This is a genomic window from Streptomyces sp. PA03-1a, from assembly GCF_033792805.1.
In the GTDB taxonomy this organism is placed as follows: domain Bacteria; phylum Actinomycetota; class Actinomycetes; order Streptomycetales; family Streptomycetaceae; genus Actinacidiphila.
Genome location: NZ_JARAVO010000032.1, coordinates 1 through 21,321, shown reverse-complemented (window position 1 = coordinate 21,321; position 21,321 = coordinate 1). Strand labels below are relative to the sequence as shown.

19 protein-coding genes are annotated in these 21,321 nt (G+C 71.2%); 10 read left to right on the top strand and 9 right to left on the bottom strand.

The features are described 5' to 3' along the window. Positions 1-66: 66 nt before the first annotated feature. Positions 67-1,446, bottom strand: coding sequence for an FG-GAP and VCBS repeat-containing protein (locus PV341_RS09820; protein WP_500331470.1), 1,380 nt, complete (start codon positions 1,444-1,446; stop codon positions 67-69). Positions 1,447-1,662: 216 nt separating this feature from the next. Between PV341_RS09820 and PV341_RS09815 the strand changes: the two genes are divergently transcribed. Beyond that, on the top strand, positions 1,663-3,480 hold the full coding sequence (locus PV341_RS09815) for an NHL domain-containing thioredoxin family protein (RefSeq protein ID WP_500331468.1): 1,818 nt from the start codon (positions 1,663-1,665) through the stop codon (positions 3,478-3,480). 16 nt (positions 3,481-3,496) lie between these two features. Here PV341_RS09815 and PV341_RS09810 read toward each other — a convergent pair whose 3' ends face one another. From PV341_RS09810 to PV341_RS09795, 4 genes are all read right to left on the bottom strand, one after another. Further along, complete coding sequence (locus tag PV341_RS09810; protein ID WP_499512825.1) at positions 3,497-3,718, bottom strand: hypothetical protein; 222 nt, start codon at positions 3,716-3,718, stop codon at positions 3,497-3,499. Positions 3,719-3,849: 131 nt separating this feature from the next. After that, positions 3,850-5,139: a M18 family aminopeptidase gene (locus tag PV341_RS09805; protein WP_500331466.1), complete on the bottom strand. Its 1,290-nt coding sequence runs from the start codon at positions 5,137-5,139 to the stop codon at positions 3,850-3,852. A gap of 95 nt (positions 5,140-5,234) precedes the next feature. Continuing rightward, the gene (locus PV341_RS09800) at positions 5,235-7,064 is read right to left on the bottom strand and encodes an acyl-CoA dehydrogenase (RefSeq protein ID WP_500331464.1); all 1,830 of its coding nucleotides are present in this window, start codon (positions 7,062-7,064) and stop codon (positions 5,235-5,237) included. Between the two features lie 110 nt (positions 7,065-7,174). Then, entirely contained in the window at positions 7,175-8,251 is a 1,077-nt protein-coding gene (locus PV341_RS09795; RefSeq protein WP_500331462.1) for an AI-2E family transporter, read from the bottom strand. A gap of 136 nt (positions 8,252-8,387) precedes the next feature. Between PV341_RS09795 and metG the strand changes: the two genes are divergently transcribed. Beyond that, the gene (metG, locus tag PV341_RS09790) at positions 8,388-10,115 is read left to right on the top strand and encodes a methionine--tRNA ligase (protein WP_500331461.1); all 1,728 of its coding nucleotides are present in this window, start codon (positions 8,388-8,390) and stop codon (positions 10,113-10,115) included. Next, on the top strand, positions 10,115-10,660 hold the full coding sequence (locus PV341_RS09785) for a hypothetical protein (protein ID WP_500331459.1): 546 nt from the start codon (positions 10,115-10,117) through the stop codon (positions 10,658-10,660). The genes metG and PV341_RS09785 overlap by 1 nt, the downstream gene beginning before the upstream one ends. A gap of 122 nt (positions 10,661-10,782) precedes the next feature. On the opposite strand, the gene aspS is transcribed toward PV341_RS09785, so the two are convergent. After that, positions 10,783-12,552, bottom strand: coding sequence for an aspartate--tRNA ligase (gene aspS / locus PV341_RS09780; protein WP_500331458.1), 1,770 nt, complete (start codon positions 12,550-12,552; stop codon positions 10,783-10,785). A 108-nt stretch (positions 12,553-12,660) separates the two neighbouring features. Here aspS and PV341_RS09775 point away from each other — a divergent pair, with 108 nt between their 5' ends. The 4 genes from PV341_RS09775 (at position 12,661) to PV341_RS09760 (ending at position 16,764) form a co-directional block, all read left to right on the top strand. Then, positions 12,661-14,769 (top strand): ATP-binding SpoIIE family protein phosphatase, encoded by a 2,109-nt coding sequence (locus PV341_RS09775; protein WP_500357381.1) that lies wholly within the window; start codon positions 12,661-12,663, stop codon positions 14,767-14,769. 21 nt (positions 14,770-14,790) lie between these two features. Beyond that, positions 14,791-15,234 carry an SseB family protein gene (locus tag PV341_RS09770; RefSeq protein ID WP_499512817.1) on the top strand — a complete coding sequence of 148 codons (444 nt, stop codon included), beginning with the start codon at positions 14,791-14,793 and terminating at the stop codon, positions 15,232-15,234. A gap of 105 nt (positions 15,235-15,339) precedes the next feature. Then, the gene (locus PV341_RS09765; RefSeq protein WP_500331454.1) at positions 15,340-16,293 is read left to right on the top strand and encodes a pirin family protein; all 954 of its coding nucleotides are present in this window, start codon (positions 15,340-15,342) and stop codon (positions 16,291-16,293) included. Between the two features lie 231 nt (positions 16,294-16,524). Continuing rightward, the gene (locus PV341_RS09760) at positions 16,525-16,764 is read left to right on the top strand and encodes a DUF397 domain-containing protein (protein WP_500357379.1); all 240 of its coding nucleotides are present in this window, start codon (positions 16,525-16,527) and stop codon (positions 16,762-16,764) included. 22 nt (positions 16,765-16,786) lie between these two features. Here PV341_RS09760 and PV341_RS09755 read toward each other — a convergent pair whose 3' ends face one another. Continuing rightward, on the bottom strand, positions 16,787-17,272 hold the full coding sequence (locus PV341_RS09755; RefSeq protein ID WP_500331451.1) for an ATP-binding protein: 486 nt from the start codon (positions 17,270-17,272) through the stop codon (positions 16,787-16,789). 193 nt (positions 17,273-17,465) lie between these two features. Here PV341_RS09755 and PV341_RS09750 point away from each other — a divergent pair, with 193 nt between their 5' ends. Next, complete coding sequence (locus PV341_RS09750; protein WP_500331449.1) at positions 17,466-18,335, top strand: Sco1979 family transcriptional regulator; 870 nt, start codon at positions 17,466-17,468, stop codon at positions 18,333-18,335. A 140-nt stretch (positions 18,336-18,475) separates the two neighbouring features. After that, positions 18,476-18,823 carry an anti-sigma factor antagonist gene (locus tag PV341_RS09745; RefSeq protein ID WP_500331447.1) on the top strand — a complete coding sequence of 116 codons (348 nt, stop codon included), beginning with the start codon at positions 18,476-18,478 and terminating at the stop codon, positions 18,821-18,823. Positions 18,824-18,846: 23 nt separating this feature from the next. Here the strand turns inward: PV341_RS09745 and PV341_RS09740 are convergent, their stop codons facing one another. Beyond that, positions 18,847-19,269 (bottom strand): CBS domain-containing protein, encoded by a 423-nt coding sequence (locus PV341_RS09740; RefSeq protein WP_499512811.1) that lies wholly within the window; start codon positions 19,267-19,269, stop codon positions 18,847-18,849. Positions 19,270-19,395: 126 nt separating this feature from the next. Here PV341_RS09740 and PV341_RS09735 point away from each other — a divergent pair, with 126 nt between their 5' ends. Then, positions 19,396-19,665 (top strand): DUF1876 domain-containing protein, encoded by a 270-nt coding sequence (locus PV341_RS09735; protein ID WP_499512810.1) that lies wholly within the window; start codon positions 19,396-19,398, stop codon positions 19,663-19,665. Positions 19,666-19,678: 13 nt separating this feature from the next. Here the strand turns inward: PV341_RS09735 and PV341_RS09730 are convergent, their stop codons facing one another. Then, positions 19,679-20,863 carry a magnesium and cobalt transport protein CorA gene (locus tag PV341_RS09730; protein ID WP_500331444.1) on the bottom strand — a complete coding sequence of 395 codons (1,185 nt, stop codon included), beginning with the start codon at positions 20,861-20,863 and terminating at the stop codon, positions 19,679-19,681. Positions 20,864-21,321: the final 458 nt, after the last annotated feature.

The window sequence follows — 21,321 nt, the reverse complement described above, 5'->3', positions numbered from 1 at the left end:
GGGCGGCACGGGGAAGGGCCCGGGCGAGCGGCTGCCCGGCCCTTCCGCCGTCGAACCCCGCCCCCGCTACTGCGGGAACGCGGCGAGCAGCGGGATCACCCGGGCGGAGGCCGCGGTGATGCCCTTGGTGCCGCCGGGCAGCAGCACGCCCGACGGGTCGTAGCTGCCCCCGGAGGCCAGGAGGTCGGCGTCGCCGTCCCGGTCGAGGTCGCGCAGACGGACGAACCAGCCGAACCCGGAGTACTCCGTGGCATCGCCGGGGACGCCCGCGGTCTGCAGGCTGAACCACTGGGAGCCGGTGCCGGTCAGACCCTTCTTGCCGCCGCGCAGGACGTGCACGCCGCCCGCGTGCTTGGCGGTGCCGATCTTCTCCCCGGGCACACCGACCGCGAGGTCCGGGTAGCCGTCGCGGTTCGTGTCACCCGCGGAGAGCGTGGTGCCGAACGCGTCGCCGCCGGTGGCGCCGGTGGCGACACCGGCGGTGGCCTGGGTGAGGCGGTAGCCGGTCGTGGGGCCGCCCGAGCCGCCGCGCAGCACGAAGACGGCCCCGGCGCCCTTGTTGTACGGGTGGTCGCCGACCGCGAGGTCGCCGTAGCCGTTCTTGTCGAAGTCCGCGATCACGCCCGAGGGGCCGTAGTTCGGGGACGAGGTGTTGTACGTGGTGAACTTGCCCGCCTTGACGGTGGAACCGCCGCGCAGGAACCAGGCGACCGAGGTGGCCTTGTCATTGCGGTAGCCCTGGCCGAGGACGTACAGGTCGGTGGCGGCGTCCTTGGTGACCTTCCCGGCGACGAGCCCGGCAGGTTCGAGCATGTTGTCCGCGCCCGGGGCCGGGGTGTGGCGGGTGACCTTGCCCGTGGTGCCGGACTTGGCGAAGCCGCCCCGGTAGATGTACACGGACTCGACGTCCGTGACGGCCAGATCGATCTTGCCGTCGCCGTTGAAGTCGCCGGTCGCGAGTGCGTAGCCGAACTCGTATCCGGCGTGGGGGGACTTGAGCGGTATGCGGGTGGCGGTGGACGACAGCCCCGACTTGGAGCCCCAGACGACGGTGACCGCGCCCGCGGCGGCGCGGCTGCCCACCTTCTCGGAGCCGTCGCCGACCGCGAGGTCGGCGTACCCGTCGCGGTTGAAGTCGGCGGCCGCCAGGGCGTCGCCGAACATGTCGGCGTATCCTCCGCTGTCGCCCGCGGTGCCGGGGATGCCGGCGCTGCTCTGGGTGAAGGTCTTGACCTTGGTTCCTGGGCCGTTCGCGGTCCCGTACGTGACGGTGACCGAACCGCTGCCGCCGGTGGCGAAGTCGCGGTAGCCGTCGCCGTTGAAGTCGTCGGCGTACTTGGCGGGTGCGGCGGCTGCGGTCCCCGCCGAGACGGTGAGCAGCCCTCCGGTCAGTGCGACGGCTGCGGCCGTCGCGGCGACCAGGCGGAGGTTCTTGCGCGTGGGCATGCGAGCTCCTGCTGCGTGCGGGGCCTTTCGGCGGCCCGCGCCGGTCTGGATCGCCCGTCCGGACGGGGGAGCACGACGCGGCGGAACGCTGCGGTGCCCCTGGTCGTGCCGTGGCACGAGGGACGGTCGGTACAGGAGAGACGGTCCACGACGGGCAAAGGTTGTACCGGGCCCACGGCTGCGATCGCCCCTCGCGCGGGGTGGCACCCTTGCAGCATGAACGATTCCGCCTCCGCCTCCTCCCCCAAGCCCCGCCGTGCCCGTGTCCGTGCCCCCGAGCTGGTCGGGAAGGGCGGCTGGCTCAACACCGGCGGCAAGCAGCTGGATCTTTCCGACCTGCGGGGATCGATCGTGATCCTCGATTTCTGGACCTTCTGCTGCATCAACTGCCTGCACGTCCTAGACGAGCTGCGCGAGCTGGAGGAGAAGCACCGCGACACCGTGGTGATCGTCGGCGTCCACTCGCCGAAGTTCGTGCACGAGGCGGAGCACCGGTCGGTCGTGGACGCCGTGGAGCGCTACGGGGTGCACCACCCGGTGCTGGACGATCCGGAGCTGGCCACCTGGAAGCAGTACGCCGTGCGGGCATGGCCGACGCTGACCGTGATCGACCCGGAGGGCTACGTCGTGGCCCAGCACTCCGGGGAGGGGCACGCCCACGCGCTGGAGGCGCTGGTCACCGAGCTGGAGGCGGAGCACGCGGCGAAGGGGACGCTGCGCCGCGGCGACGGGCCGTACGTGCCGCCGGAGCCGGTGGCGACGGACCTGCGGTTCCCGGGGAAGGCGCTGCGGCTGCCGTCGGGGAACCTGCTGGTGTCGGACTCGACCCGGCACCAGCTGGTGGAGATGGAGCCGGACGGGGAGACCGTCGTGCGGCGGATCGGCGGGCCGGGGGACTTCAACGAGCCGCAGGGGCTGGCGCTGCTGCCGGACGGCACCGTGGTCGTCGCGGACACCGTGAACCACCGGCTGCGGACGTTCGACCCGGCGGGCGGGGCCCTGGAGACGGTGGCCGGCACCGGAAGGCAGTGGTGGCAGGGGTCGGCGACCTCGGGCCCGGCGCTGGGGACCGACCTGTCCTCGCCGTGGGACGTGGCGTGGTGGGACGGCAAGGTGTGGATCGCCATGGCGGGCGTCCACCAGCTGTGGACGTACGACCCGGCGGACGGGACGGTCGCCGTGGCGGCCGGGACGACGAACGAGGGGCTGGTCGACGGGCCGGCGGAGCAGGCGTGGTTCGCGCAGCCGTCGGGACTGGCGGCGGCCGGCGAGCGGCTGTGGGTCGCGGACTCCGAGACGAGCGCGCTGCGCTGGGTGGAGCGGGCCGGTGACGGCGCGGGGTACGGGGTGCGCACCGCCGTCGGCACGGGGCTGTTCGACTTCGGTCACCGTGACGGTGCCGCGGAGCAGGCGCTGCTGCAGCATCCGCTGGGGGTGACCGCGCTGCCGGACGGGTCGGTCGCGGTCAGCGACACGTACAACCACGCGCTGCGCCGCTTCGATCCGGCGACCGGTGAGGTCGGCACGCTCGCGACGGACCTGCGGGAGCCGTCGGGCGCGGTGGTGGACGGCGCGGAGATCGTGGTGGTGGAGTCCGCCCGTCACCGGCTGACGCGGCTGCGCCTGCCGGAGGAGGCGGCGCGGGTCGAGGGTGCGGCGCACCGTACGCAGCGGCCCGCGACGGACGTGGCGCCGGGGCCGCTGCGGCTGGACGTGGTGTTCTCCGCCCCGGCCGGCCAGAAGCTCGACGAGCGCTACGGCCCCTCGACGCGGCTGCTGGTCAGCGCGACACCGCCGGAGCTGCTGCTGGAGGGGGCCGGCAAGGGCACGGACCTCTTCCGGGACGTCGTCCTGAACGGGGACGTCGGCGAGGGGGTGCTGCACGTGTCGGCGATGGCCGCGTCGTGCGACGACGACCCCGACAACGAGTTCCCGGCCTGCCATGTGCACCAGCAGGACTGGGGTGTCCCCGTCCGGCTGACCGCCGAGGGGGACACCCGGCTCGCCCTGGTGCTCGCGGGGATGGACGCCTGACGCCCCCGCACGTCCGTCACACGTGCGGGTAGTTGCGGGCGCGCTCGTCCATCACCGGCATCGGCTCCACGACCCGGCGCTTCTTGAAGATGCTGACGTACGCGGCCAGACCGATGACGCCGACCGCCATCATGATCAGTCCGACCAGGTCAAGGTTGACCCCGGCCATGTGCCAGTCGGTCGCGAAGGTGAGGATGGCCCCCACCGCGATCAGACCGATGCAACCGCCGATGCCCATGATGTCCGCCTCCGAACTGGGTTGGCACTACGGACTCGTAGAACCCGTGTACCCCGGGGCGGGCATCTCATGACCGGTCCCCGCCGGGAAGTCCGCTCCCGGCGGGCGGACTTCACCGGCGGGGCCGCGGATCAGCCCTCCAGGAACGCCTTCAGGGCGCTGGCCAGCAGGTACGGGTCGTCGGCGCCGCACAGTTCGCGCGCGGAGTGCATCGAGAGGATCGGCACGCCGACGTCCACGGTCGTGATGCCGTGCCGGGCGGCGGTGATGGGGCCGATGGTGGTGCCGCAGGGCATGGCGTTGTTGGAGACGAAGGCCTGCCAGGGCACGCCGGCCCGCTCGCAGGCGGCGGCGAAGATGCCGCGGCCGGTGCCGTCGGTGGCGTAGCGCTGGCTGACGTTGACCTTGAGGATCGGGCCGCCGTTGGGCATCGGGCGGTGCGTCGGGTCGTGCTTCTCCGCGTAGTTGGGGTGGACGGCGTGGCCGGTGTCGGAGGAGGCGCATACGGTGCCGGCGAAGGCGCGGGCGCGGTCCTCGTAGCTGCCGCCGCGGGCGAAGACGGAGCGCTCCAGGACGTTGCCGAGCAGCGGGCCGACGGCGCCGGTGTCGGACTCGCTGCCGGTCTCCTCGTGGTCGAAGGCGGCCAGTACGGGGACGTACGGTAGGTCGGCCCCGGCGACGGCCGCCAGGGCGGCGGTGCCGGCGTGCACGGAGAGCAGGTTGTCGAGCCGGCCCGCGGCCAGGAACTCGCGGTCGCGGCCGAGGTAGGCGGGCGGCTGGACGTCGTGGGTCATCAGGTCCCAGCCGACGACGTCGGCGGCGGCCACGCCGCTCTCCTCCGCGAGGAACGCGATCAGGGCGCCCTCGTCGACCTCGCCGAGGCCCCAGACGGGCTGCATGTGGCGCTGCTTGTCGAGCTTGAGGCCGTCGGTGTTGACGGCGCGGTCGAGGTGGACGGCGAGCTGCGGCACCCGCAGCAGCGGCCGGTCGACGTGGACCAGCGTCGTCGTGCCGTCGCGCAGCACCAGCCGGCCGGACAGGCCCAGGTCGCGGTCGAGCCAGGTGTTGAGGAGGGCGCCGCCGTAGATCTCGACGGCGATCTGGCGCCACCCGAAGGAGCCCGAGTCGGGACGCGGCTTGACGCGCAGGTTGGTGGAGTCGGTGTGGGCGCCGACCACCCGGAAGGGGGTGGCGGGTCCGGCGCCCTCGGGCACGTACCAGGCGATGATCGCGCCACCCCGCAGCACGTACTTGCCGCCCGCCCCGGCGCCCCACGCCTCGGTCTCGGCCACCTGCTGGAATCCGGCCTTCTCCAGGCGCTCGGCGGCGCTCGCGACCGCGTGGTACTGAGACGGGCTGGCGGTGAGGAAGGCTGCGAGGTCGTCGGTGTGGCCGCGGCCGAAGTGGGGCTGAGGGTTCATGCTTCAAGCATAAGGACGCGCGACGGCCCGCTCCTCGTGGGAGGAGCGGGCCGTCGTTGCCGTATCGGTCCCGGCCGGAACCGGTCAGGGCCGGGTCAGAACGCCTCTTCCGGCAGGTCCATGACGTCGAGGGTGACGCCGTCGGCGACGGACCGCGCGACGGAGACCTGCGGCAGGACCTCGGCGGCGAAGTGCTTCGCGGCGGCGATCTTGCCGGTGTAGAAGGCGGTGTCCTTGGCGGAGGCGCCGGCGGCCAGCTTCCCGGCGGCGACGGCGGCGCCCTTGAGCAGCAGGTAGCCGACGACGACGTCGCCGGAGGCGAGCAGCAGGCGGGTGGTGTTCAGGCCCACCTTGTAGATGGACTTCACGTCCTGCTCGGTGGCGGCGAGGTCGGTGAGCATCTTGCCGACGATGGCCTCCAGGTCCACGGCGGCCTTGGCGAGCTGCTCGCGGGCGGCGGCCAGCTCGTCGCCACCGGTGGCCTCGGCGAGGAACTTCTTGATCTCCTCGGAGAGGGTGGTCAGCGCGGCGCCCTGGTTGCGGACGATCTTCCGGAAGAAGTAGTCCTGGCCCTGGATCGCCGTGGTGCCCTCGTAGAGGGTGTCGATCTTGGCGTCGCGGATGTACTGCTCGATCGGGTACTCCTGCAGGAAGCCGGAGCCGCCGAAGATCTGCAGGGACTGGGCGAGCTGCTCGTAGCCCTTCTCGGAGCCGTAGCCCTTGACGATCGGCAGGAGCAGGTCGTTGAGCGCCTCGAGGGCCTTGGCCTCCTCGCCGGCCGCCTCGGCGACGGCGATCGCGTCCTGGACGGAGGCGGTGTGGAGGACCAGCGCGCGCATGCCCTCGGCGTAGGCCTTCTGCGTCAGCAGGGAGCGGCGCACGTCGGGGTGGTGGGTGATGGTGACCTTGGGTGCGCTCTTGTCCATGAACTGTGCGAGGTCCGGGCCCTGCACGCGCTCCTTGGCGTACTCCAGCGCGTTGAGGTAGCCGGTGGAGAGGGTGGAGATCGCCTTCGTGCCGACCATCATGCGCGCGAACTCGATGATGCGGAACATCTGGCGGATGCCGTCGTGCTTGTCACCGATGAGCCAGCCCTTGGCGGGGTGCTTGTCGCCGAAGGTCATCTCGCAGGTGTTGGAGGCCTTCAGGCCCATCTTGTGCTCGACGTTCGTGGCGTAGACGCCGTTGCGCTCGCCCAGCTCGCCGGTCTCGAAGTCGAAGAGGTACTTCGGGACGAGGAAGAGGGACAGGCCCTTGGTGCCGGGGCCGGCGCCCTCGGGGCGGGCGAGGACGTAGTGGAGGATGTTCTCCTCCATGTCGTGCTCGCCGGAGGTGATGAAGCGCTTCACGCCCTCGATGTGCCAGGAGCCGTCCTCCTGCTCGACGGCCTTCGCGCGGCCGGCGCCCACGTCCGAGCCGGCGTCCGGCTCGGTGAGGACCATCGTGGAGCCCCAGGTCTTCTCGACCGCGATCCCGGCGATCTTCTTCTGGACCTCGTTGCCCTCCTCGAAGAGGATGCGGGCGAAGGCCGGGCCGGAGGAGTACATCCATATCGCCGGGTTGGAGCCGAGGATCAGCTCCGCGTACGACCAGATCAGGGACGGCGGGGCGGTGGTGCCGCCGATGCCCTCCGGCAGGCCCAGGCGCCAGTACTCGGAGTCCATGAAGGTCTTGTAGCTCTTCTTGAAGGAGTCCGGCACGGGGGCGGTGTTGGTCTCCGGGTCGAAGACCGGCGGGTGGCGGTCGGCGTCGGCGAAGGAGTCGGCGAGCTCGTTCTCCGCGAGGCGTGCGACCTCGGACAGGATGTCCTTGGCGGTCTCGACGTCCATCTCGGCGAACGGGCCGGTCCCGTACAGCTTGTCGCGTCCGAGGACCTCGAAGAGGTTGAACTCGATGTCGCGAAGGTTTGACTTGTAGTGGCCCATGGCGACGGCTCCGTCGGGGTCGGTCGGACGGCGGGAAGGGTTCGCAGTCCTCGCAGCTTTATCACTTACCAGGCGGTAATGATGCTACCCGCGGGTAATAAAAACAACCCCTATCCGGCCGGATGTGACGGAGGGCCTTCGACTTCTGGAGGAACGTCCGGCTCGTGGCGCCGGAGTTCGTCCAGGGCCCCGAAGGCGGCGGCCGCGATCGGCACCGCCAGCAGCATCCCGAGGATGCCCGCCAGGCTCGCCCCCGCGGTGATTGCCAGCAGCACCAGAGCGGGGTGCATGTGCACCGTACGGCTCTGCACCATCGGCTGCAGTACGTGCCCCTCCAGCACCTGCACCGCCAGCACCACACCCAGGGCCCACACGCCGATCACCCACCCGCGGTCGGCGAGGGCGACGAGCACCGCCACCGCGCCGGAGATGAACGCCCCCAGGTACGGGATGTAGGCGCCGATGAAGACCAGCGCGGCCAGGCCCGGCGCCCCCGGCACCCGCAGGATCAGCAGGCCGATGCCGATGAGCGTGGCGTCGATCAGCGCGATCACCGTCGTGCCCCGCATGAAGCCCTGGACCGCGGCGAAGGCGCGGTGGGCGATCCGCTCCAGCAGGGGACCGGTGCCGTGCGGGGCGGCCTCGCGCAGCAGTGCGGGGAACCGGGCGCCGTCGCGCAGGAAGAAGAAGGTCAGCAGCAGCGCCAGCACGGCGGTCGCGATGAGCTGTCCCACGATGCTGATGCCGGACACCACCCCGGAGGCGGCGCGGGCGCCGTACTTGGTGGCGAAGGACTTGAGGCTGTCGATGGTGTCGTTCAGCGAGGTCCCCGACGCGCCCAGGCGTGGCAGCAGTTTCCGGGCCGCGTCCTTGAGCGAGGCCACGATCTCGTCCCCGGTCTCCAGCAGGCTGTGGACGACCACGAACCCCGCGGCCGCGACGAAGACCACCAGGGCCACGCAGGTCAGCGCCGCCGCCGCCGACCGCTGCACCTTGACGGCCCGCAGCCGCCGGTACAGCGGGCCCAGCAGGGCGCTGCCCAGCAGGGCCAGCAGGACGGGGGTGACGACCGACGCGAAGGTGACGACCAGCCAGACGACGAGCGCGCCCACACCGGCCACCAGCAGCACGACGCCGCACCACGCGGCCGTCCGTCGCGCGGAGGCCGGCAGAAGGGGCGCGTCCACCCGGCCAGCCGATCACGGCCCCGGCCGTGTCCGCATGCCGGAAAGGGCGAACGGGTGGACCTTCCCGGTCGGATACGATATTGACGGTCCGTAGAGGAAATCCTCACCCACAGTAGCGACTTGGGAGCAGCCGGCAATGGCTCGACACCTCATCACCAGCGCCCTTCCGTACATCAACGGGATCAAGCACCTGGGCAACATGGTGGGGTCCATGCTCCCGGCCGACGTCTACTCCCGGTACCTGCGCCAGCGCGGCCACGAAGTGCTGTACATCTGCGCCACCGACGAGCACGGCACTCCGGCCGAGCTCGCCGCGCAGGAGGCCGGCCTGCCGGTCGACGCGTTCTGCGCGCAGCAGCACGACGCGCAGAAGGCGGTCTACGACGGCTTCGCGCTCTCCTTCGACTACTTCGGCCGCAGTTCCTCGCAGCAGAACCGCGAGATCACCCAGGCCATCGCGCGGGAGCTGAAGGAGAACGGCTTCATCGAGGAGCGCGCCATCCGCCAGGTCTACTCCTTGGACGACGAGCGCTTCCTGCCCGACCGCTACATCGTCGGCACCTGCCCGCACTGCGGCTACGACAAGGCGCGCGGCGACCAGTGCGAGAACTGCACCCGTGTGCTGGACCCGACCGACCTGATCGAGCCGCGCTCCGCGATCAGCGGCAGCAGCCGGCTGGAGGTCCGCGAGACCAAGCACCTCTTCCTGCTGCAGTCCAAGCTCTCCCACGAGGTCGAGGCCTGGGTCGACGAGCACGGCAAGGACTGGCCGACGCTCGCCTCCTCCATCGCCCGCAAGTGGCTGACCGAGGGCCTGCAGGACCGCGCCATCACCCGCGACCTCGACTGGGGCGTGCCGGTGCCGGCCGACACCTGGCCGGACCTGGCGGCCGAGGGCAAGGTCTTCTACGTCTGGTTCGACGCGCCGATCGAGTACATCGGCGCCACCAAGGAGTGGTCGGACGCCGCGGGCGACGGCGAGACCCGCGACTGGCGCTCCTGGTGGTACGACGTCGACACCGACGTGCGCTACACCGAGTTCATGGCCAAGGACAACGTCCCCTTCCACACGGTGATGTTCCCGGCGACCCTGCTGGGCACCCGTGACAAGTGGAAGAAGGTCGACTACGTCAAGGCCTTCAACTGGCTGACCTACTACGGCGGCAAGTTCTCCACCTCGCAGCGGCGCGGCATCTTCACCGACGCCGCCCTGGAGATCCTGCCCGCCGACTACTGGCGCTACTTCCTGATCGCGAACGCGCCGGAGTCCGACGACACCTCCTTCACCTGGGAGCACTTCGCGGCCTCGGTCAACAAGGACCTCGCCGACACCCTCGGCAACTTCGTCAACCGCGTGCTGTCCTTCTCCCGCAAGCGCTTCGGCGACGAGGTGCCCGCGGGCAGGGAGGCCGGGGAGGCCGAGGAGCGCCTGGGCGCGCAGATCGCCGAGCTCCTCGCCGAGTACGAGCGGCACATGGAGGACCTGCAGTTCCGCAAGGCCGCGCAGGCGCTGCGCGCCCTGTGGAGCGCCGGAAACTCCTACCTGGAGGAGAAGGCCCCCTGGCTGGAGATCAAGACGGACGCCGACGGCGCCGCCCTGACCCTGCGCACCGCCATGAACCTGATCCACCTCTACGCGGTCGTCTCCGAGCCCTTCATCCCGGCCACGGCCGCCGCCATGCGCGGGGCCTTCGCCCTGACGGACGACACCGCGGCCTGGGTCACCCCCGAGGAGGCCCGCGCGCTGGCCGCCGTCCCGGCCGGGACGCCCTTCACCGTCCCGCCGGTGCTCTTCGCGAAGATCACCGAGGAGGGCCTGGACGCCTACCGCGAGCGCTTCGGCGGGGAGCCGGAGGCGGTCTGATGCCGACCACGGTCAGGGACAGGTCCCCGCTGGTGCTGATCCTGGCGGTGGGCCTGACCCTGGTGCTGGTGGTGGCCGGGGTGATCCTCGCGGTCTCGCTGACCGGCTCGGACGACCGCCGCTCCGGTGCCGCCCCGGACCGGGACGGGGCGTGCCGCGGCAGCAACGTCACGCTGGCGGAGGCCGCCGGGCGCTTCGGCCTGCGACTGCCCGACGACCCGCAGGACGTGCACTACCTCGCGCAGGGCGGCGGGCTGTCCGGCGAGCACGACCTCGAACTGAGCTTCCGCACCACCGCCGCAGGCCTGGAGCGGTTCCTGTCCGCCTCCGGCTTCGGCGCGCTCGGCCCAGACGTGCAGGCCCTGCGGGTCGGCGAGCCCCCCGCCGACCCCTGCCGCCGCGCCGCCGGTGGCCTCACGCACGCCCGCTACGCCGGCGACCACGTGCCCGCCGGCGCGGACCACGGCGCCTACAGCCGCGGTGTCGCCGTCGACGACAGCGACCCTGCCCACCCGGTGGTCGCCCTCGTCGCCCTGGACGGCTGAGCGTCCGGCCGGGCGTCGCCACCGGGCAGGAGGCTCAAGGGCCTGTACCGAACCGCGTACGCCGAAGGGCCCGGAACCGTACGGTTCCGGGCCCTTCGGCCTACGCGGCGTGGTGCGGGCCGTCAGGCCTTCTTCTCCGGCGGCAGCCGCAGCGCGAGGTGGAGCTCCTTCAGCCGCGCCTCGTCGACCGTGCTCGGAGCGCCCATCAGGAGGTCCTGGGCGTTCTGGTTGAGCGGGAAGGCGATGGTCTCGCGGATGTTGGGCTCGTCCGCGAGCAGCATGACCATGCGGTCGACACCGGGGGCGATGCCGCCGTGCGGCGGGGCGCCGAAGTGGAAGGCGCGGAGCATGCCGCCGAACTCGTGCTCGACGGTGTCGCGGTCGTAGCCGGCGATCTCGAAGGCCTTGTACATGATCGCGGGCTCGTGGTTCCGGATGGCGCCGGAGGACAGCTCGACACCGTTGCAGACGATGTCGTACTGCCAGGCGAGGATGTCCAGCGGGTCCTTGGTCTCCAGCGCCTCCAGGCCGCCCTGCGGCATGGAGAAGGGGTTGTGGGAGAACTCGATCTGCCCGGTGTCCTCGTTCTTCTCGAACATCGGGAAGTCGACGATCCAGCAGAAGCGGAAGACGTCCTCCTCGAACTGGCCGGCCCGCTTCGCGGCCTCGACCCGGACGGCGCCCATGATCTTGGAGACCTCGTCGAACTCGCCCGCGCCGAAGAAGACCGCGTGGCCGGGCTTGGCGTCGACGGCGGCGAGCAGCGCCTTGACGTCGTCCTCGGTGAGGAACTTGGCGATCGGGCCGGTGAGGGTGAGGTCGTCGCCGACCCGGACCCAGGCCAGGCCCTTGGCGCCCTGCTCGACGGCGTAGTCGCCGAGGTTGTCGAAGAACTTGCGCGGCTGCTCGGCGGTGTCCGGCACCGGCAGGGCGCGGACGTGCTTGCCGGCGAAGGCCTTGAAGCCGGAGTCCGCGAACACCGACGAGACGTCGACCAGCTCCAGGCGGGCGCGCAGGTCGGGCTTGTCGTTGCCGTACTTGACCATCGACTCGCGGAACGGGATCCGCGGGAACGGCGAGGTCACGTGGCGGCCGCCGCCGAACTCCTCGAAGAGGTCGGTCATGACCTTCTCGATGACCCCGAAGACGTCCTCCTGCTCGACGAAGCTCATCTCGACGTCGAGCTGGTAGAACTCGCCGGGCGAGCGGTCGGCACGGCTGTCCTCGTCGCGGAAGCAGGGCGCGATCTGGAAGTAGCGGTCGAAGCCCGCGATCATCAGCAGCTGCTTGAACTGCTGCGGGGCCTGCGGCAGCGCGTAGAACGTGCCGGGGTGCACGCGGGAGGGCACCAGGAAGTCGCGGGCGCCCTCGGGCGAGGTCGCGGAGAGGATGGGGGTGGCCAGCTCGTTGAAGCCCAGCGCCGTCATCTCGCGGCGCAGGAAGCTGATCACCTGGGTGCGCAGCATGATGTTGCGGTGCATGCGGGCGCGGCGCAGGTCGAGGAAGCGGTTGGTGAGCCGCATCTCCTCGTTCGCGTTGTCCTCCGGGAAGACCGGGAAGGGCAGCTGGTCGGCGGCGCCGAGCACCTCCAGCTCGGTGACCTCGACCTCGACCTCGCCGGTGGGCAGGTCGGGGTTGACGTTCTCCCCCGAACGGGCGACGACGCGTCCGTCGACGCGGAGCACCGACTCCTTGGACTGGTGGCTCAGGGCCTCGTACGCGGGCGAGCCCGGACGGGCGACGAGCTGGACCACCCCGTAGTGGTCCCGGAGATCGACGAACAGGATGCCGCCCAGATCCCGGCGATTGTGCAGCCAACCACTCAGGCGCACTTCCGCGTCTACGTCGGTGGCGCGCAGCTCACCGCAGGTGTGGGACCGGTACCGATGCATCGTTCATCCAAGTCGTCTGATTTCGGGGATGAGGCCTCCCCAGTCTACGGGGGTACGCGCGCCCGACCCCATTCGTATGAAAGCCGCGGAAAACCATAAACTATGCGAATGCGCATCGAGGACGTGCTGGCCGCGCTGGGCACGGGCGTCTGGCGCTGGGACAGCGCCACCGACACGGTGGAGCTCGACGCCGTGAGCGCCGGGCTGATAGGGCTTCCGCCCCAGCCACAGAAGGTCCATTCGGGGGTGACCCGGGCCCGTTACCACGCCTCCGACTACGTGGACATGGCGGCGGCGGTCGCCCTGGCGATAGCCGAGGGCACCGCGTCGGAGTCGCTGCTGCGCGTGGTCCGGGAGGACGGACGGGTCGTCCGCACGGTGGTGATGCGCACCTTCGGGCTCCCCTCCGCGGGCGGCCGGCCGGAGGAGGTCGTCGGCACGCTGCAGGAGGCCCCCGCGGTGCACGGTCTCCCGGGCGCGGGCACCGGCACCCGCCCCACCGCGGCGGCACCCGCCGCCCCCGCGGACTGGCGGCGGTCCCGCGAGGCCTTCCTGCTGGACGCGGGCCGGGCGCTGGCGGAGGCGGACAGCACCGAGGAGGTGCTCCGCGTGGCCGCCCACCTGTCCATGCCGGGGTTCTCCCCCGACCGCCTCGCCGTCTTCGGGGTCCAGGGCGACCGGCTCCGCGCCATCGGGTTCCACGGGCACCGGCCGGGCGACGAGGTGCCCTTCCTGGACATGCCGCTCCGCACGGAGTACCCGGCGGCGGTCGTGGTGCGCACCGGCCGTGCGGTCTACCTGCCGAGCCCGCAGGCGTACGAGGAACGCTTCCCGGCCACGTGGCCGCTGGTGCGGGACTTCGGGCGGTCGTCCTGGGCGTACCTGCCGCTGGTCGCCGCGGGCCGCACGATCGGCGCGTGGATGGCCGCCTTCAGGGAACGCGTCGCCTTCACCCCGGACGAGCGGTCGGTGCTGACCACCGTCGCCCGGATGCTCGCCCAGGCGCTGTCCCGGGCGCATCTGCACGAGTCGGAGCGGGAGCTCTCCGACGGGCTGCAGCGCGCGATGCTGCCGGGGCGGCGGCCGCAGGTCGAGGGGATGAGGCTGACCGCGCGCTACGTGCCGACCGGCGGCGGGCTGCAGGTGGGCGGCGACTGGTACGACGTGATCGACCTGCCGTCGGGGCGCACCGCCCTGGTCGTCGGCGACGTGCAGGGCCACGACGTCCGCGCGGCGGGGGTGATGGGGCAACTGCGCATCGCGCTGCGCGCGTACGCCGCCGAGGGGCACCGCCCGGACGCGGTGATGTCCCGGACCTCCCGCTTCCTGGCCGGCCTCACCCAGTGTTCCGCCGACGGGGAGGACGGCCGCTTCGCCACGTGCCTCTACCTGGAGGTCGATCCGGTCAGCGGCACCCTGGACGTCGTACGGGCGGGGCACCTGGACCCGGTCGTCCGGCTCGCGGACGGCACGACGATGATCCGGCGCACGGCCGGCGGCCTCCCCCTGGGGATCGCCCCCGACTCCGACTACCCGACCACGCGGCTCACCCTGGAGCCGGGCGAGACGATGCTCATCTGCACGGACGGGCTGGTCGAGACCGGCGGCCACGACCTGGGCACGGGGTGGCGGCGGCTGCGCTCGGTGCTGGAGGACGCGGTCGACGACGGGCTGGAGGCGCTCGCCGACACCCTGGTCGAAGCGGTGCACGGCCCGGCCTCGCACCATCTGACCGGCCCGTTCGCCGACCGCCGGGAGGACGACATCGCGCTGCTGCTGGTGCGCCGCGACCCCGCCGGGACGCTCCGTGACGTCCCGGTGCGGCGCAGCGTGCTCACCGTCGGCCAGACCGACCCCCGGCAGCTGCGGGCGGCCCGGGAGGAGGTCCGCGCGCTGCTGCACGACTGGACGTGCGGGGACCAGGTCGACGCGGCCGTGCTGCTGGTGTCGGAGCTGGTCACCAATGTGCTGCTGCACACGGACGACGACGCGGTGCTGGGCGCGCAGCTGCTCGGCGTGCCGGGTGTCCGGCGGCTGCGGGTCGACGTGACCGACCGCAGCGACGACATGCCGCACCGCCGCACCCCGGGCGAGATGGCCGCCTCCGGACGCGGGCTGCTGCTCCTGCAGGAGATGGCGGACGCCTGGGGCGTGGATCCGCTCGGCGACGGCAAGGCGATCTGGTTCGAACTCCACGAGGCTCCCGTGCCGGGCTAGCGGCCCGATACGCTGTGTGCCGTGTACGGCTACGACCAGAACGGGATGGCAGGGGCGGCGCCGCCGATGGGCGGGGCGCCGATGGGCGCGGGCTACCCCGAGCCGTCACCGCCCTCGCTGGCGGACGCGGTGCGCGCGTTCACGACGGGCTCGATGTCGGCGGAGGACTTCCAGGCGGTCTTCGCCACGTCCAAGGTCTACTGCCCGCGCGGCGACAACCCCGGTTTCCTGGCGCTGCACGACACGCAGCAGCCGGTGATCCCCATGTTCTCCTCGCTGAAGCAGCTGCGCCGCTACGCCGGCAAGGAGTCCAAGTACTTCGTGATCACGGGTGCCGAGGTGCTGGACCTGCTGCCGACCGGCTACGGCTTCGTGCTGGACATGGAGGGCGAGCACCGGATGGTGTTCGACGCGAAGGCGGTCGAGCAGATGGTGGAGTTCACCATGCGGCGGATGTACGGCTGATCCGGCCCTCACCCCACGTAAACCGGACAAAGGCCGGGGAACGGTTGCGGGAAGTTCAGCGTTCAACTATGTTGAACGTTGAACAATCCGAGGAGGATCCTGGCCATGCCTGCAGTGACCGTCGAGAACCCGTTGACCCTGCCGCGCGTCCACGCCCCCGCCGACGCGGTGCAGCGGCGTGCGCTGCAGGTGACCACCGCCCCGAGCGGCTTCGAGGGGGAGGGCTTCCCCGTCCGCCGTGCCTTCGCGGGCATCGACTACAAGAACCTCGACCCGTTCATCATGATGGACCAGATGGGTGAGGTGGAGTACGCGCCCGGCGAGCCCAAGGGCACGCCCTGGCACCCGCACCGCGGCTTCGAGACCGTCACCTACATCATGGACGGCGCGTTCATCCACCAGGACTCCCACGGTGGCGGCGGCACCATCACCGACGGTGACACGCAGTGGATGACGGCCGGCAGCGGCCTGCTCCACATCGAGACGCCGCCGGAGGAACTGGTCATGACCGGCGGCCTGTTCCACGGCCTGCAGCTGTGGGTCAACCTGCCCGCCCGGGACAAGATGATCGCGCCGAAGTACCAGGACATCCGCGGCGGCAACGTCAAGCTGCTGGCGTCCGAGGACGGCGGCGCGCTCATCCGGATCATCGCCGGCGACATCGACGGCCACCAGGGCCCGGGCGCCACGCACACCCCGATCACCATGCTGCACGTCTCGGTGAACCCGGGCGCCCAGCTCACGCTGCCCTGGCGCGCGGACTTCAACGCCCTGGCGTACGGCCTGGCCGGCCGCGGCACCGCGGGCCCGGAGAACCGGCCCTTCCGCATGGGGCAGGCGGTGGTCTTCGGGCGCGGCGATTCCCTCACGATCCGCGCCGACGAGTCCCAGGAATCGCGCAGCCCCAACTTCGAGGTCGTCCTTCTGGGCGGGCTGCCGATTCGTGAGCCGATGATGCAGTACGGCCCGTTCGTGATGAACACCCACGCCGAACTCGCCCAGGCCTTCGACGACTTCAAGGCCGGCAAGCTCGGCACCGTTCCCGCCGGTCAGGAGTGACGGCAGCGGCTCAGGTGCCTCCGGCATTAAACGGCCCCGCCCGGGAATCCGATTCCCGGGCGGGGCCGTCGCATACGGTGGGAGCAATTCCGGCGGACGGTTCGTTGGCCCTTCATTGGCCGCTGCATTCACCCTGAGTGACTGCACGTGCACCTGCACGTGCAGATGCACGTGACACCGTCTCTGGCTATCATCTCCCCTGTCCTGCACGGCACTTACCTGGAGAGAAGCATGCGCCACACGTACAACGGCATGGCAGCGTCCGATCTCCACGGACTGGCGTGGCAGAAGAGCCGGCACAGCAATGCGAACGGTCAGTGCGTGGAGCTGGCCGCGCTTCCGGACGGGGACGTGGCCGTGCGCAATTCACGTTTTCCGGACGGACCGGCGCTGATATATACGAAGGAAGAGATTGAATCCCTCATCGTGGGGATGAAGAACGGGGAGTTCGATCACTTCGTGGCGAGCTGACCGCGGTCGTCCCCGGTACGGCTCAATGTGACGGACCGTCGTCCTGTCCGGGCATACGGAAGAGCGCCCAGACGACTTTCCCCATGCCGGTGAGGGGGTGCCAGCCCCAGGTATCGCTGAAGGACTCCACCAGATGCAGCCCGCGCCCGGACTCGGCGACGAAGTCCGGGGCCTTGGCGACGGGTCCGTGGCTGCTGGGGTCGCGCACCGCGCACACTACGCGCGTTGACCATCTGACCAGGCTGAGCCGGACGCACCCGTGGGCCGCGTCCTCGGGGACCGCGTAGCGCAGGGCGTTGGTCACCAGTTCCGAGGCGACCAGTTCGATGCCGTCCTGGAGTTCTTCCAAGTGCCAGGCGTGCAGGGTCGTCCGCGCGAATCTTCGTGCGTCGCCGACCGCCTCGTAACGCGGCGGCAGTGGGCAGGAGGTGGCACTCGACGACGAAAGGCGCTCCGGAACCAGCCCGTCCCATAAAGGCTGCACCCCGGCCGAGCTCTCAGTCCACATGCGCACCACCCGGTATCGGCACGTACGCAATCGTCCCGTACGGCCTGCGGCCGATGCAAGGGGCGGATGCACGTGCATTTGCATGGCACGAGGCAGATGGGCCGGGAGTGACGATCGAGAGTGACCGATCGAGTACTGAACGCAGCGCGAAGGTGGCAGACTGCTGGATGCCACGGGGAGAAGGTAGGCGCAAATGACCACAGTGCAGTCAGGAAGCGGATCGATGGTGCGCCGCATCCTCCTGGGCTCGCAGCTGCGCAGGCTGCGCGAAGCGCAGGGCATCACCCGTGAGGCCGCGGGCTACTCGATCCGCGCGTCCGAGTCGAAGATCAGCCGCATGGAGCTCGGGCGCGTGAGCTTCAAGGAGCGCGACGTGGCCGACCTGCTCACCCTCTACGGCATCACGGACGACGGCGAGCGCACGGCCCTGCTCGGCCTGGTGCGCGAGGCGAACGTCGCCGGCTGGTGGCACGGCTTCGGCGATGTCCTGCCGGCGTGGTTCCAGACGTACGTGGGTCTGGAGGAGTCCGCCTCGGTCATCCGCTCCTTCGAGACGCAGTTCGTGCACGGGCTGCTCCAGGCCGACGACTACAGCCGCGCCGTCATCGAACTGGGCCACCCGGACGCCCCCGCCGACGAGGTGGAGCGCCGGCTGGACCTGCGGCACAAGCGGCAGAAGCTGCTGACCTCGGAGCTCGCCCCGCAGATCGTGGCCGTGATGGACGAGTCCGTGGTGCTCCGCAGGTTCGGCGGGCGGGAGGTGATGCGGGCCCAGCTCGTGCACCTCATCGAGGCCTCGCAGCAGCCGAACGTGACGGTGCAGCTGCTGCCGCTGGAGTTCACGGGGTACTCCGCGGGCGCCAGCGGGACCTTCACCCAGCTGACCTTCCCGGAGTCCGACGTCCCGGACGTCGTGTACGTGGAGCAGCTCACCGGGGCGATGTACATCGACAAGCGCGAGGAGGTCGACCAGTACCGCGTCGTCATGGCGAAGCTGCGCGCCGACAGCCTCTCGCCGGACGCCACCCGGGACCGGCTGAACGCCGTCCTCCGCGCCGTCTGAGCGCACCCGGCGGCGACGCCGGGTACCGCTCTCCTCCCCTGTGAACAGGGGTTTTGCAGCTTTTCACAGGTCTCACTCGATCGAGTGAAGTGGACCTTGACGCATTGGTCGGCTCATCGGCCCGGTGATCTTATGCTCCGGTGAGCCCGTACCTGCGTACCCGCACGATCGACGGGTGCGTCGTGGTGGAACTCAGCGGGGAGATCGACATCGTCGCGGCGATGGAGATCATTCCGCTGCTCGACGCGCTGACCCGCGCCCCTGGCCCCGGTCTCGTCGTCGACCTGGGCCCCGTCGACTTCATCGACTGCTCCGGACTCGCGGTCCTGTGCCGGCTGCGGAGCCGGGTCCGCGGCCACGGCGGGCAGGTGCAGTTCGTCTGCGCCCGCCCCCCGACCCTGAGGATCCTGCGCGCCACCGGGCTGATGAGGGCCTTCCGCCCGGTGCCGAGCGTGGACGAGGCGCTCGCCCGGATCGGGCGGACGTGACCGCCCCGTCCACATGGCCCCGGTCAGTCCGAGCAGACGGCCGTGACGAACTCGGCGACCCGTTCCTGCGGCAGGTGGCGGGCCACGTCGGCCTCGCTGATCATGCCGATGAGACGGTGCGCGGGATGGTCGATCACCGGCAGCCGGCGCACCCGGTACTCCTCCATCAGTTCCAGCACCCGGTCGATCTGCTCGTCCCCCTCGATGATCTGCGGCCGGCCCATGGCCAGCTCGCCGCAGGAGACCTCGGACGGGTCGCGTCCCTCGGCGACGCACTTCAGCACGATGTCCCGGTCGGTGACGATGCCGACCAGCACGTCGTCGTCCCCGCAGATCGGCAGCGCGCCGATGTCCTGCTCACGCATGATCCGGGCCGCGTCGGCGAGGCTCTCCCGCTCCCCGACGCACATGGCGCCGGGATGCATGATGTCCAGTGCGGTGGTCATGACGGCGCCTCCTCGTGGCAGGGACCGATTTCCTTTTGCTCCATCGTCACCCTGGTGGAGTAGTTCCGCGATAGGGAGCACGCTGGAAGGAGACACCGGGACCGGGACCGCTGGAGGTGTTCCGTCATGCAGACCCTCGTCGGATGGCACATCGAGATGGACTTCCGGGAGGACGGCGCGAGGACGAAGGCCGCCGCGCTGCTCCGCCTTCCGGACGGCACGGAGGTCAGGTCGCACGGCCACGCCAACCGGCACCCCTCCGACCCGGACCAGGAACGGGTCGGCGAGGAACTCGCGGCGGCCAGGGCGCTCAACGACCTCGCGCGTCAGCTCCTCGGCAAGGCCGCGCACGAGATCGAGGAGGTCACGCACGTGCCCGCGCATCCCAGGATCTGAGCCCGCGGGGCCCTCACAGCCAGCCGCGCCGTTTGAAGACCAGGTAGAGGCTGACGCAGACCACGCCCATGAGCAGGATCGCGAAGGGGTACCCGAGCAGCCAGTGCAGCTCGGGCATGTGGTCGAAGTTCATGCCGTAGATGGTTCCGACGAGCGTGGGCGCGAAGAGGATGGCGGCCCAGGCGGAGATCTTCTTGATCTCCTCGTTCTGCTCGAAGCCGGCCTCCGCCAGCGCCCGCATCTCGGCGTTCTGCTGCTGCGCGACCAGGGTCGCGTTGAGGGTGAGCAGGTCGCCGAGCGCCTGCCGGAAGCCGTCCACGCGCTCGATGGTGTGCGTGACGTGGTCGGCGACGTCGCGCAGGTAGCGCTGCAACTCCTCGTCCGTCCCGTACTTCACGAAGCCCGCCTGCAGCCCGTCCAGCATGGGGATGAGCGGACGGGTGGCGCGCTGGAACTCCAGCACCTCCTGGGAGAGCTCATAGATCCGGCGGGAGACCTGGGGGTCGCCGCCGAAGACCTGGATCTCGCTCTCCTCCATGTCCTTCTCGACCCCCGCGACGACCGGTGCGTAGCCGTCGACGACCGTGTCGAGTATCGCGTAGAGCACCGCCTCCGGTCCGAGCGTCAGCAGCTCGGGGTTGCTCTCCATGCGGCGCCGCACGGCGGACAGGTCGGGGGCCGCACCGTGGCGGACGGTCAGGACGAAGCCGGGGCCGACGAAGATGTGCAGCTCGGCGAAGTCGACCTCCTCCGGGGCGTCCAGGTAGCGGGCGGCGCGGAGCACGACGAAGAGGGTCTCCCCGTACCGCTCCAGCTTGGGGCGCTGGTGGGCCTGGATGGCGTCCTCCAGGGCCAGCGGGTGCAGGTCGAACTCCTTCGCCAGCGAGACCAGCTCGGCCTCGCTCGGCCGGTAGAGCCCGATCCAGGCCATCGCGCCGGGCTCGGCGCGCAGCTGTGTGTACGCCTCGGCGAGGGAGGAGGGCGTCGCGATGCGCCGGCCGTCCCGGTACAGGGCCGCGTCCATCACGCTGCTCACGGCGGCGGCCGCGGGGCCCGCGATCCGCGGCTCCAGGGGGCCCTCCCCCTCGCCGGCCGGCGGTGCGGAGGCCTGGGCGGGACGGGCCGACCTCGCCGTCCTGGCCTTCTCCTTCGCCGAGTTCCTCAGTGCGCGCAGGGCACGCAGTCGACGCCCGGACACCGGCAGCACCCCCTCTTTCGGGCCTTCCGAGCAGGGTAGCCCGAGCCCGCCGGGGAAACGGCCGCACCGCACCCGGTCCCCGGCACAGCCGCGGTCAGGCGTCCCGGCCCCGGTCCTCCTCCCCGCCGCCGCGTCCGTACGCCGGCCGCCGCCAGCCGCGGGCTCTTCGGTGGACCGGCAGTGCCGGCGACCAGCCCACCGAGGCCGCGAACGGATGAGCCATGGGCCACGCCGCCCGCGGGGCGTCGGCGATCCGGGCGGCTCGCGGTCTTCGTCCCCTCGGCGATACGGCGGTACGCACGCGGGGGCGCTGACCGGGGCCGACGAGTAATCTGATTTCGCGGGGGACACGGGGGCCGTACTCCGGAGGTCTTGATGGACGTCCCGGTGCTTTTCGGCCGGTCTCTCCCCGCGCCGCCCGTCCCCACGGGGGCCGCCGGCCGCCCCGAGGACCCGTC